The sequence below is a fragment of the Chitinophagaceae bacterium C216 genome, from assembly GCA_028485475.2.
Taxonomy (GTDB): Bacteria; Bacteroidota; Bacteroidia; order Chitinophagales; family Chitinophagaceae; genus Niabella; species Niabella composti.
The window spans coordinates 1,793,607-1,806,385 of the sequence record CP144143.1; the positions used below are offsets into that span (position 1 = coordinate 1,793,607).

13 protein-coding genes are annotated in these 12,779 nt (G+C 40.6%); 3 read left to right on the top strand and 10 right to left on the bottom strand.

The window, feature by feature from the left end; all coding sequences use genetic code 11:
• Position 1: 1 nt before the first annotated feature.
• The 7 genes from PIECOFPK_RS07515 to PIECOFPK_RS07545 all read right to left on the bottom strand — a co-directional run bounded on the left by PIECOFPK_RS07515 (position 2) and on the right by PIECOFPK_RS07545 (position 6,493).
• Positions 2-397, bottom strand: coding sequence for a cupin domain-containing protein (locus tag PIECOFPK_RS07515; RefSeq protein ID WP_330974302.1), 396 nt, complete (start codon positions 395-397; stop codon positions 2-4).
• 10 nt (positions 398-407) lie between these two features.
• On the bottom strand, positions 408-779 hold the full coding sequence (locus PIECOFPK_RS07520; protein ID WP_330974301.1) for a co-chaperone GroES family protein: 372 nt from the start codon (positions 777-779) through the stop codon (positions 408-410).
• Positions 780-817: 38 nt separating this feature from the next.
• A complete protein-coding gene (locus PIECOFPK_RS07525; protein WP_409965501.1) occupies positions 818-2,515 on the bottom strand; it encodes a M56 family metallopeptidase in 1,698 nt (565 codons plus the stop codon).
• Between the two features lie 4 nt (positions 2,516-2,519).
• Positions 2,520-2,912 carry a BlaI/MecI/CopY family transcriptional regulator gene (locus PIECOFPK_RS07530; protein WP_330974299.1) on the bottom strand — a complete coding sequence of 131 codons (393 nt, stop codon included), beginning with the start codon at positions 2,910-2,912 and terminating at the stop codon, positions 2,520-2,522.
• Between the two features lie 97 nt (positions 2,913-3,009).
• Positions 3,010-3,879: a transglutaminase family protein gene (locus PIECOFPK_RS07535; RefSeq protein WP_330974298.1), complete on the bottom strand. Its 870-nt coding sequence runs from the start codon at positions 3,877-3,879 to the stop codon at positions 3,010-3,012.
• A 90-nt stretch (positions 3,880-3,969) separates the two neighbouring features.
• Complete coding sequence (locus tag PIECOFPK_RS07540) at positions 3,970-4,692, bottom strand: YebC/PmpR family DNA-binding transcriptional regulator (RefSeq protein WP_330974297.1); 723 nt, start codon at positions 4,690-4,692, stop codon at positions 3,970-3,972.
• Positions 4,693-4,807: 115 nt separating this feature from the next.
• Positions 4,808-6,493, bottom strand: coding sequence for an amino acid permease (locus PIECOFPK_RS07545; protein WP_330974296.1), 1,686 nt, complete (start codon positions 6,491-6,493; stop codon positions 4,808-4,810).
• Between the two features lie 176 nt (positions 6,494-6,669).
• Between PIECOFPK_RS07545 and PIECOFPK_RS07550 the strand changes: the two genes are divergently transcribed.
• A complete protein-coding gene (locus tag PIECOFPK_RS07550; RefSeq protein WP_330974295.1) occupies positions 6,670-8,046 on the top strand; it encodes a dicarboxylate/amino acid:cation symporter in 1,377 nt (458 codons plus the stop codon).
• A gap of 157 nt (positions 8,047-8,203) precedes the next feature.
• A complete protein-coding gene (locus PIECOFPK_RS07555; protein ID WP_330974294.1) occupies positions 8,204-8,935 on the top strand; it encodes a DedA family protein in 732 nt (243 codons plus the stop codon).
• A 55-nt stretch (positions 8,936-8,990) separates the two neighbouring features.
• On the opposite strand, the gene PIECOFPK_RS07560 is transcribed toward PIECOFPK_RS07555, so the two are convergent.
• Positions 8,991-10,046, bottom strand: coding sequence for an RluA family pseudouridine synthase (locus tag PIECOFPK_RS07560; RefSeq protein WP_330974293.1), 1,056 nt, complete (start codon positions 10,044-10,046; stop codon positions 8,991-8,993).
• Positions 10,047-10,157: 111 nt separating this feature from the next.
• Here PIECOFPK_RS07560 and lipB point away from each other — a divergent pair, with 111 nt between their 5' ends.
• Complete coding sequence (gene lipB, locus PIECOFPK_RS07565) at positions 10,158-10,892, top strand: lipoyl(octanoyl) transferase LipB (protein ID WP_330974292.1); 735 nt, start codon at positions 10,158-10,160, stop codon at positions 10,890-10,892.
• A gap of 53 nt (positions 10,893-10,945) precedes the next feature.
• Here the strand turns inward: lipB and PIECOFPK_RS07570 are convergent, their stop codons facing one another.
• Both PIECOFPK_RS07570 and PIECOFPK_RS07575 read right to left on the bottom strand, forming a co-directional pair.
• Positions 10,946-11,767 carry an enoyl-ACP reductase gene (locus PIECOFPK_RS07570; RefSeq protein ID WP_330974291.1) on the bottom strand — a complete coding sequence of 274 codons (822 nt, stop codon included), beginning with the start codon at positions 11,765-11,767 and terminating at the stop codon, positions 10,946-10,948.
• A gap of 80 nt (positions 11,768-11,847) precedes the next feature.
• Positions 11,848-12,675: a phosphatase PAP2 family protein gene (locus tag PIECOFPK_RS07575; RefSeq protein WP_409965502.1), complete on the bottom strand. Its 828-nt coding sequence runs from the start codon at positions 12,673-12,675 to the stop codon at positions 11,848-11,850.
• Between the last annotated feature and the right edge of the window lie 104 nt (positions 12,676-12,779).

Genomic DNA, 12,779 nt, shown 5'->3' on the forward strand with positions numbered 1-12,779 from the left:
ATCATTCTGTTGTTTGTCCGTCAAACTCCGCTTCGTTCTCTTCAGCTTCTTTTTTAGTTTGGCGGATGATTCCGTCTTTATGATGTGGTGGTGCGTAAATGGTATACATTTTAAGAGGGATATTTCCGGTATTTATCACATTATGCTTAGCACCTGATGGGATAATGATGACGTCCCCGTCAGCAACCTGATATTCATTACCGTCAATAATACACTTGCCTGCTCCTTGCTCAAAGCGAAAGAACTGGTCATTTTCAGTGTGTATTTCTTCACCAATAGCTTCTCCCGGCAGCAGGCTCATTGCTACCAGTTGCATATGGCCTGAGGTGTACAACACCTTCCTAAAAGCATTGTTTTCTAAGGTTAATTTTTCAATGTTGGTATAGTATCCTTTCATAGGATTGCTTTTACAAATCTTCTTCGCGCTCCAGCATCAATATAGCACTTTGTGGTACGATAAAATATTTTTCGCCTTCGTACATCACTTCCGTAGCTCCACTCAAAAGAAATATGGCGAGGTCGCCTTCTTTAGCTTGTAGGGGTACGTATCTAACCTGTTCCTCTTCAGCTTTCCAAGGCTCGTCCTCTACAGGTACAGGTATGGCATACCCCGGGCCAGTTTTGATTACATATCCCTGTTGTACTTTTTCTTTTTCCTGAACACCCGGCGGAAGATACAAGCCGCTGGATGTGCGCTCATCAGGTTTTAAAGGTTTAATCAAAATTCGATCTCCAATTACAATAAGCTTCTTAAACCTGTTTTCTGCTGTTATACGCATATTACAACTTTTTGGGCGTAAATATAAATAGCAGGTTGTTAAAGTTCAATAGTTTTTTTATGGGACAGGCTATCCAATGAGCGAAGCATTATATTGTATGCGTCTGCTTTCTTATGAATACTATCTAGAGGCTGTGATTTTTTTTGGATATTTTTTACTTCAATATATTTTTCAAATTGCACCATATTGTCGATAACAATGTCTTTGTACTGTGTATAAAGACTATCCATTATTATTATCTGTGCTACATTGGAAAGTTGTTCGTTAACGGCTTCCCAATCGATGTTATGATAATTCTGACGCAATAATGTAGCTTGTTTTTCCCAATCAGCCGATGCTTCTAGTTTTTCAATAAATATTCTTTTTGCAGACCATTTTTCTTCCTCAGTAATGCTTTCGGCTAAAGCACTTTCCAATATTTTCCAATTGTATTCGGAAATCAGCTTTTTGGTAAGGGCAATCGCATCTTGAACTTGGCTTTCTTCTGCTTCAGATAACAGCGGGACGACTTCAATGGGCTTACTAACATAGGTGGTAATTATAACTGGTTCGTCTTCTGTTATCACGTCTACAGGTATCACTTCAATTACTGTAGCTGCACTTTCATTAACAGGTGATTTTTGTTTTATGCTTTTGGTTTTCTTTTCGCGCGAGGATGGATGCATTGGCTGCGGTGAAACCATTACCTCAGGTGTATAATGAGATAGCGTAGATGTAGAAGCGACCTGATAAGCAACCGGTGTCGCTACATCTGTAGAGGAGAGTAGCAACAAAGGAGTGGTAGGGTTGGGTTTTTGAATGGCGGCAAATCCTAACGCTGCAAGCACCATCACTACAGAGCATAAAATCTGCTTAAAAGCCACCGTGCTTCTTTGCGTACTTCCCAGAATCCACTCTATACGCTCACGCAAAGGAGTCTTTTTTGAAGAAATATGTACAGCCAAAGTAGCCGGAGCAATGGTATGAGCTCGAGCCATTTCCAGAAGTGTGTTGGCGTACATGTAACTGTTATACTCAAAACGAGTTACCCATTTGTCTGCCGATTTTTCACGTTCGTTGCATTGGAGGCGAGCCAACATTCTGGCAAAAGGGTTGAAGTATAACAGTGTAAGGATAATTTGTGTGATGAGATTCTGTAAATAATCGTTTCTTTTAATATGTGCCAGTTCGTGTAGGATGATTGCTTCTACCTGTTCTACACTGAGTTGATTGGTAATCGCTACCGGTAAAAGAATTACCGGTTTAAAGAAACCCGCAGTTAAAGGAGTATTGATTAAAGCAGAGGTAAAGATGCTTACCTTTTTTTTAATTCCGAGATATTGAATTGCATTCAGTAAGAATATTTTATAATGTCCCGGTACTCTTCCAAGGTTTTGTCTTCGTAAGTGATAAACGCTCCGCACTCCAATAGTGAATTTGATAAAAGGAATCACCAGTAGCCCCAAATATACCCAGGCCAGTATATGGGTGAATTGATATATGTAAGCTACATGATTCCAGCGGAGTAATGCAGTACTTATATCGGGTCTATATAAATGAATGATAAAGGTGGTCACAAAAGCAATAAAACCTACTACTAGAGCGATAAAGCTTATTGTGCTTAATGCAGAAGGAGACAGGTTCTTATGTATATGTGAGAATAATATCACTACAAGCCAAATCAAGCCCATTTGCCAGATGCTGCAGAGCACGGCATATCCCAAAGCGGAGAGAACGAATTGCAAGCTTTCGCTCATAAATTTATTGATTTTGTTTTCTTTTCAGGTCGTTAATCATCGCCTGTATTTGGTCCAGCTCTTGCTCCGACACTTTTTGACTCCCTAGTGCCTGTAACACTAATTGAGACGGAGAACCGCCGAAAAGGTTGCTTATAAACTTATTCAATAAAAATTTTTGTGTATGTTCTTTGTTATAGGCTGCTTTATAAATGTGTGTGCGTGAGGAATCGTCTCTTAGTACTAAACCTTTTTCATGCATGATTTGCATGAGTTTAAGGGTAGTTGTGTAGCCTACTTCTTTGGTTTGAGTAAGGACTTCATGTACTTCTCTCACGGTAGCTTGCCCCTTCTGCCATAATACTTGTAAAATTTCCAGCTCGCTTTCAGTGGGTTTTATAGATTTTACGTCTGCCATAGGCTTGTATTTTTTGCAATTTACGATTTGTTTCGTATACTTAAAGAGTTTTTTTTACGTAATCGATTTTTTAACAATTATTTATTCCAATTAGAAATTAGTCTCTCAGGATATCGATAAGTTCATTGATTTCATTAATCATATGAACCTGATGGGTATCGGTGGTATAGCATTGTGTTAGGTCTTGCAATAGCTTCTCAATAACTTGTTTGTTATTTTGAGGGTGAAAGTATTGAGGTTTAATAGGTTGTGCGATGGTAGCAAAATAATTGTACACATCGTTATGGGTAAATACCTGACCATTGGAGGGGTCTATGAAAAAGTCGATGTTCAGATGTAATTTCTCAAAGTCTTTTTCATTTTCAGATTTGAAATAAGCCAAAATAAACTGCTGGGGTATAGGTATAAGTTTGATAGGAATATCCAGTAGTTCGGTCAATAATAGATATAATACGCCGTTACCGCTCTGATTTCCTTTTTTGGATTCGATGATTTTAGAAATCAGGAACTCGTTGGGCTGGGTTGGGGTTTCAAAGGAGGATTTTAATCCAAAGTAATTATAAAGAATGCTATTGATTACATGAACCTGCTCCAAAGGAGTTAGGTAATGGTTCAGTTCTATCCATATATTGCGTCGGAGTCGGTCGATGTCTTGTATTACTTTGCCCGTGTGTAATTCTGGGTAAAGCAGTTTAGCTACCAACAAGGCTCCAGGCAGTAATTCCTGATGAGGCGACTCGGCCCATTGTCGAAAATCGTTTTTGAGGTTATGAAAATGAAGACGGTGAATAAGCAGTTCGATACGTTCTTGGACCTGATTGTCTACAGTGTGTTCCCATAGATCTTCCAAACGTGGTATCATAGGAGTACCGTAAGCAATGATTCTATTGCTTACGGCCTCAAATACTTCGGTATCAGGGTCTTCTATTAAGGTGAGCAATGCCGTAACTTCTTTCTCATTAACCATCAAGACAAATATAGCAATAGTTAATGGTAGAAAATCGGATGTAGGCTCAACGTGAATAACTTAACAGAAGTTCCTACCCGAAGTACTCTTTTATCCCATATTGTGGAAAACTTTCTGCACGTCTTCATCCTGTTCCAGACGTTCGATAAGTTTGCTTACTTCTTCTGCCTGCTCGTCTGTTACAGGAACGGTTGTAGTAGGAATCCACTCCACTTCGGCACTGATAGGAGTGATATTTCTTTCTTCGAGTGCTTTTTGCATATTACCGAAATCGGTAAATCCGGTACGAATTACGACGATAGGGTTGCCATCGTCATCAGAGCTGTCTCCTAATTCTTCCAGTCCGTAATCAATGAGTTCCAGTTCCAGTTCTTCAATATTGAGTCCGTCTGGTTTCAGCCTGAATACGCCCATTTTATTGAACTGGAAGGATACGCTACCACTAGTTCCCATAGAGCCCCCACCTTTATTAAAATGGGCTTTTACGTTCGCAACGGTACGAACATGGTTATCAGTAGCAGTAACAACTAATATCGCTACACCGTGAGGACCATAACCTTCATATAGAATTTCTTCATAGTTATCCATTTCCTTGCCCTGAGCACGCTTAATGGCGGCCTCGATTCTGTCCTTGGGCATGTTCACGCTTTTCGCGTTCTGGATACATCTGCGCAAAGCTGCATTAGTGGCGGGGTCAGGTCCTCCCGCTTTTACGGCAATGGCAATATCTTTTCCGATTCGGGTAAATTGTTTTGCCATGCGATCGTAGCGGGCAAACATGGTAGCTTTACGTACTTCAAATATCCTTCCCATATATTTTTCTTGATCTGTTTTTTGAATGCGCAAATTTAAGATTTCTTTTCGGGGCTGAAAATAAAAAGGCTGTCAACAGACAGCCTTTTGAATAAACAATATATTTCAGACATTGCTAGTTTCCTGCATTGATATTAGGTTGATAGCCTCGTCTCGTGAAATAAATTACCAGATGTATTACAGCAATAAACATAGAGAAGTAGAACAGAGCATTGTCGGGAACATCTGTGGTGTAATGATGTACCAGCGCAATGATCGCCAGCAGAATGGCAAGCACGATACCTGTGTTAGATACTGTTTTATAGCTACGGCTATCGTGTTTATCCTTGTTGAGCTTACTGTGTTTAATTCCGTAATACAGATAGATGTCCAATCCTATGAGCATCCATACAATCAGACGAATCCATGTATCGAATGGAAGGAAAGACATCATACCAAAGCATACTATAATACCGAGAATAGGCACCAGCGGTACTAGCGGTGTTTTGAATGCACGAGGGGCATCGGGATTAGATTTTCTTAATATCATCACACCAATGCATACCAGAATAAATGCAAACAGCGTACCGATACTGGTCATCTCACCCACTACGCGCCCGGGAATAAATGCGGCAAACATACTAACCAACACCATGAAGAACAGGTTGGATTTAGAGGGAGTACGGAATTTGGGATGCACGGTTGAGAAGAATTTGGGTAAAAGGCCGTCTGAACTCATAGAGTAGAACACGCGGCTTTGTCCTAATAGCATCACCAGAATTACCGATGCGTAACCCAATAAAATGGCAATGATAATGGTATTATTCAGCCAGGGATAAGCAGGCGTAATATTGCCTGCGGCATCGACTTCTCCCATATGTTCGATAGCAATAGCAACCGGAGCCAGGTGATCTGCTGTACTACCGGCACCAAATTGTGTATAATGTACTACACCTACCATTACATATGCGAAAACGATATATAATGCGGTACAAATGAGTAATGAGCCCATAATACCAATGGGCATAGCACGTTTAGGGTTTTTGGTCTCCTGAGCTGCAGTAGAAACTGCGTCAAATCCGATATAGGCAAAGAATACAACTGCTGCTGCACGAATGATTCCTGTCCACCCAAACTTTCCGAATGTGCCTTCGTTTTCAGGAATCAGGGGCTGCAGGTTTTCAGGTTTTACATATTTTATACCTACCAAAATAAAAGCAAGTACAATACCTACTTTCAGAATTACAATGATAGTGTTTACAAAGGCAGACTCGCTGGTTCCTTTGATAAGTACTAAAGACATTAATACTACGATAAATACAGCCGGTAAATTCAAAATACCGTGAGTAACCCCATCGGCGGCTACATCAAAGGGTGTCATCATCAGCTCCGGTGGTAGCGCCACACCGAAGGAGGCTAAAAGTTTACCCAGATATCCCGACCAACTAGATGCTACCGTTGCTGCACCCACGGCGTATTCCAATACAAGGTCCCAGCCTATAATCCAGGCGATAAATTCTCCCATGGTAGCATAGCTGTATGTATAAGCACTTCCTGCTACAGGAATCATACTTGCAAACTCTGCATAACATAGACCGGCAAAGGCACAACCTAATGCAGCAATTGCAAAAGATATCATGATGCCCGGGCCCGCATAATTAGCCGCCGCAACGCCGGTGATAGAGAACAGGCCCGCTCCTATAATCGCTCCTATTCCAAGAGCAACAAGCGACCAAGAGGTGAGTGTTTTCTTTAGGCCCTTTTCAGATTCCTGAGCTTCTGAGAATAAAAGATGGAGTGGTTTCTTTACAAATAATCCCATGTGGTACGCGCTTTAAGTGGTATATTAATTTTTTTTTAACCTTTTACGAGAGAAAAATAAGGAATAATTATAAAATAGTGCTCAAATTTTTATTCACGCAGCAATTTTTGGAATTGCATCAATAATTTTTTGCTTTTGAATGCAAACCTTTAGTTTTGGAACATATACGCATAATTATGAATAAAAGGAAATCAGGCCTACTTGCGCTTGCGACTTTTACTTTAGTTGCGATTTTGCATATTATAAGTTTTAAAGCTATAAGCCTTCCTCAAGAAGTGCTATTTACTTCACGATGGCTATTTATTCTTACCCTTATCATCTTTGCTTGGTATAAGAAATCTCTTACCACATGGATCTTGACGGCCATGGCAATGGGTGTGGAAATAGGGGTAGATTTTCCCGCTTTCTCTCAGAATCTTCAGTTTTTAAGTAAAATATTTCTACGGCTGGTTAAAACCATTGTGGCCCCGTTGCTATTTGCAACATTGGTAGTAGGTATTGCTGGGCACAGTAACTTGAAACAAGTGGGAAGAATGGGGTGGAAGTCTTTATTGTATTTTGAAATAGTTACCACCTTCGCACTGATTATCGGTATTGTATTTATTAATATTACTAAGGCGGGCTCTGGAATTGTTGTTCCTGAGGCTTTGTTATCCGAGCTGCCACCTGCTGTTGAAAAAACCTGGCAGGATCATATCATTGATATTTTTCCTGAGAATATTGTAAAATCGATATACGAAGGCAATGTTTTGCCTATTGTGGTATTTAGCGTGATTTTCGGCATCGCCTTAGCAATGCTTCCAGAGCAGCGTAAGCGGCCTATGCTAGAGTTCACCGAAAGTTTGGCAGAAACCATGTTTAAATTTACTAATATTATAATGCATTTTGCGCCGTTTGGTGTGGGTGCAGCTATTGCTGTAACAGTAGGTCATCTAGGGATTGATATTTTAAAAAATCTGGGATTACTACTCATTACCCTCTATCTGGCTCTGCTTACATTTATACTATTGATATTATTACCTATTGTTCTGTTCATTGCTAAAATTCCGCTAAGGAAATTTATTCAGGCTATCAGAGAGCCGGTTTCTATTGCATTTGCTACCACCAGTTCGGACTCGGCCCTACCCAAAGCACTGGAAAATATGGAAAAATTTGGCGTGCCTCGAAAAGTCGTGTCCTTTGTTATTCCTACAGGATATACTTTTAATCTGGATGGTACTACGCTATATTTATCGTTAGCATCCATATTTGTGGCACAAGCTGTAGGTATGGATCTGTCAATAGGAGAACAGCTCTTGATTGGCCTTTCTTTGATGTTAACCAGTAAGGGGGTGGCTGCAGTGCCTAGAGCGTCATTAGTAATATTGATTGCTACAGCGCATACTTTTGGTTTGCCCTTATGGCCTATAATGGCGATTTATGGTATCGATGAGCTCATGGATATGGCAAGAACCAGTGTAAATGTAATGGGTAATACCTTGGCAAGTTGTGTAATTGCCCGTTGGGAGGGAGAGTTTGACGATGCAAAAGCGGTAGCATTTGTTGACGAATAATACTAAAAACGATAATATTTATATTATTTTTTACCACCACTACAACTTTATTTTTGTTTGTTTGTTGAAGTGGGTAATTGCTTGATAGATAACAAATATGAATCCGTTATCTTTAGGTTTTCATTTTGCATACGGAGCAAACGAATAAATTATTGGCATGATTGAATTATTGAGCACAGATTTTCACTGGACCGAATTGTTGCAACCTCAATGGTATATTGAGAACGGTGGCTTGTGGTTATTATTATTTGTGGTATTTGCCGAAACAGGTTTGTTTGCAGGCTTTTTTCTCCCCGGAGATAGCTTATTATTCGTTGCCGGCATCTATGCTCATAAAATAGGAGAGGGGGCTAGCGCAGCGCCAGGACTGTCTTATCAGTTTATGAAGTTGATAGGTTTGGAGCATATACAGAATGAATGGGTAGACTTAATTGTATTATGGGCATTAATTTCATTATGTGGTATTCTAGGAAATATGGTGGGATACTGGACAGGACGTAAAGTAGGTCCTGCTATGTATAATTGGAAAGAAAATTTCTTCTTCAAGCGCCGATATCTGGAGCAAGCTCATGAGTTTTATGAGAAAAATGGAGGATTTGCAATTATTGTAGCAAGATTTTTGCCCTTTATCCGAACCTTCGCGCCCATTGTTGCAGGCATTGTGCAAATGAATCGAGCAAAGTTCATGCTTTATAATATTATCGGCTCTTTGGCATGGGTATTCAGTATGGTATTTGCCGGCCATTTCTTGCAAAAATGGTTGCTCAAAGCCACAGGTTTTGATTTGAAAGAGCATCTTGAGGTAATTGTTCTAGGAATCGTGCTGATTACAACATTACCTGTGATCATAAAATTAATCAGCGGAAAGAAGAAGAAAACTGAGGAATAGCACTGACTCAAAGAAAATAAAAAAAAGACCTTCGAAAGGTCTTTTTTTATTTGTATTATTCGTTTTTTCGGGTAAGAACACTGCTGATGTATCTACGCCATTTTTCAATAACTTGCTCTATGTCGGCAGGGATGTCCGATTCAAAGAAAACTTTCTCTCCAGTGGCAGGATGAGTAAAGCCCAATGTTTTTGCATGTAAGGCTTGACGTGGACAAATAGCAAAACAATTTTCTACAAATTGCTTGTACTTGGCATATATGGTGCCTTTTACGATCTTATCACCTCCATAAAAATCATCGTTAAACAGAGGATGCCCGATATGTTTCATATGTACACGTATCTGGTGCGTGCGTCCAGTTTCAAGAACACATTGCACCAGTGTTACATACCCAAATCGTTCCAACACTTTATAATGCGTAATGGCTTCCTTACCATGATCGCCTTCGGGATAGGCTTCAAATAACTTTCGATATCGAAGGTTACGCCCTACATGAGCAATAATGGTGCCTTCATCCTGCTCTACATCGCCCCAAACCAGCGCAATATATTTGCGGTCAACTGTGTGATCGAAAAACTGTTTAGCCAAATGCCGCATGGCCAGTTCTGTTTTGGCCAGCACCAAAAGTCCGCTTGTGTTTTTATCAATGCGGTGCACCAAACCAAAGCGAGGAAGTTTTTCAATATCTACGCCTGCGTTTTGCTGCAAGTGCCATGCAATACCGTTTAGGAGGGTGCCGTCGTAATTACCACTGCCGGGATGTACTACCATGCCGGCCTCTTTATTTACTATTATTACATGGTCGTCTTCATGAAAAATATTCAGCGGTATGTTTTGTGGTATAACTTCGTTTTCCTCAGGTGCAGTATCGGTGTATACAACAATCTCCTGATTAGGTTTTACTTTAAAATTGGGTTTTACCTCCTGTCCATTCACTAATACCATTTTATTGTGAATAGCTTGTTGTATTTTATTACGTGTAGCACCTTCAATGCGGTTCATCAGAAACTTATCGATGCGATAGGGTTCCTGTCCGGCATCGGTTTTGAAAACAAACTTCTGATACAGTGCTTCGTTGCTGTCTAAATCGGTATATTTTTCCTCCTCGTTCATTGGCTGCAAAGTTATAGGGATTGAGGTTTTGAACCGATTGTATTTATTTTTGTTGTTTGAATAAATGCTTTGAGGTATTATTATGCTTAAATTATTCTAAACAGGATTGTAGTGAGGCAGCAAATTTATTTTCAGGATCTGGGTAACATGCGGTATAAGGATGCATGGGACTATCAAGAGCAACTGTTACAGCAAAATGTTGCGGCAAAAACCCGTCTAAGAGAGCTGGAAGATGCCGGCCAGTTGGAACTTACTGCAGATAGACCGGATACCTGCCATTACCTCTTGTTTGTGGAGCACCCTCCTGTATTTACTTTAGGGAAAAGCGGTAATATCAATAATGTATTACTGAGTGAAGAGCATTTGGCAAAACAGGGTATCGACTTTTTCCGTATCAATCGAGGAGGGGATGTCACTTTTCATGGGCCAGAACAACTTGTAGGGTATCCCATTCTTGATTTGGAAAAGTTTTATACAGATATAGGCCGATACCTCCGCAATATAGAGGAGGTGATTATTCTTACATTAGCCGATTATGGCCTAAAGGGGGAACGTTCGCCCGGCGAAACCGGCGTGTGGCTAGATCCTGACAAAAGAGGCTACGAAAGGAAAATCTGCGCTATTGGCGTGCGCACCAGTAGGTGGATAACCATGCATGGATTCGCTCTAAATGTGAATACCAATCTGAACTACTTCAATATGATTGTTCCCTGTGGGATACAGGGCAAGCAGGTAACTTCGCTCGAAAAGGAACTGGGGAGAAAGGTGGATATGGAAGAAGTAAAGGAGCGTGTTAAAAAGAACTTTGAAAAAGTTTTTGAAGCGGAAATGGTGGATATGCCTTAAAGTATGTATGAAATCGATAAAAAATAAAGCCCGCATTGAAGCGGGCTTTAATATTATGCGTCGGGTTTCATTGCGTTCAAAACTTTGTCAGTAACACCTGTGAAGCTGAATCCTCCATCGTGGAAGAGATTTTGCATGGTAACATATCTTGTAAGATCGCTGAACATTACGGCTATGTAGTCTGCACAGGCTTCAGCGGGAGCATTGCCCAGCGGACTCATTTTTTCAGCATAAGAAAGGAAGCTATCGAAGCCCTGTACACCGCTACCTGCTGTGGTAGGGGTGGGCGATTGTGAGATGGTGTTCACGCGTACTTTCTTTCTTTCGCCGTAATAATAGCCGAACATTCTGGTAATGCTTTCCAGTAATGCTTTTGCATCGGCCATTTCGTTGTAGGAAGGGAATACACGTTGGGCAGCAATGTATGTAAGTGCCACAACGCTTGCATGTTCGTTCAATGCATCCAGCTCCCAACAGGTTTTCAATACCTTGTGAAGGCTCACGGAGGATATGTCAAATGTTTTCTGATTCCAATCGTAGTTCAATTCGGTGTAGGGTTTACCTTTACGCACGTTCAATCCCATTCCTACGGAGTGTAAAATAAAATCGATGCCACCGCCGAAGTGTTCCATCGATTTTTCGATAAGATTTTTAAGGTCATCCACATTGGTAACGTCTGCTCCAATTACAGGGGCATTACCGCATATTTCTGACAGTTTGTTAATAGTTCCCATGCGTAATGCTACCGGAGCATTGGTAAGTACCAGTTGCGCCCCTTCTTCATAACATTTCAGCGCTGCTTTCCAGGCAATGGATTTTTCGTCCAGAGCACCAAATATGATTCCTTTTTTCCCTTTTAAAAGATTATAAGCCATAGTTTATTCATTAGGGCAGTAAAAGTAAGAAGATATTTGTAAATACAGGAATGTATCAATTTCGCCCTAAGAAAGACGGATTAATATGTGCGTACCAAACGATGTCTTTTTCGGTGGTGGTGATACACCGCTTTAGTAACAAAATGCCCCAATGCGGCACCTATGAACACATCGCTAGCCCAATGACGGTTATGATATAGGCGCGATATTCCCGTCATAGAAGCTAGGGTATAGGCTACGGGAGCTATCCATTTTTTATCAGGAAACTCTTCTGCTAATGATGTAGCGATGGCAAAAGCAATGGTAGTATGTCCTGAGGGAAATGATTTGTATCGTACCTTAGAGAAGGGGGGTGCAAAATCAAATGGGTTATCGGTGACGTCGGGGCGGCCCCGTCGAATTATGTTCTTGGAAAGGGTAAATATGGTAGAAGATATTACTACCGCTTTACTACCCCTTAATCCAATACTTTGCATTTTTTTGTTTCCGCTAGCTAGGCCCACTACATACACAGCAGGGAAGGCGCATAGCCCATAAACATCGCCCATTTGTTTTACACCGTTGGCTACAGCTGTTACGGTTGACTGGTTTTGATTGTGTAAAAAGAAGTGTCTGATTTCTTTATCGGCGAGCATGAGTGCACCTGTGCCCCCGATCACTGCTGAAAATTTGAGCCAGTCTTTTTGCTTCCAATGCGCCGGACGAGATAGGGTATAGGTAAAGTCCTGTATACCGTTTACGATAAAGTCTTTATTTAATTTTTCATATTCATCATTTGGTTCAGAAAGGGTATCGGTGGTAAGATAAGGGTTCTCGGAAGCCTGCGGGTGCATTTCGGTTTGCCCGTAGGCTGTAATACCGCTAATGGTTAGATAGAGGGATATGTAAAGATGATAGATTCGAGGCACTGCGTTACAATACGGTTCAGAGAGTTAATGAGTTAAATAATCATACAATTTTATGATGAGAAATAAATTAAGTAGATAAAGCGCTCCTATCATCAAAAATAAGG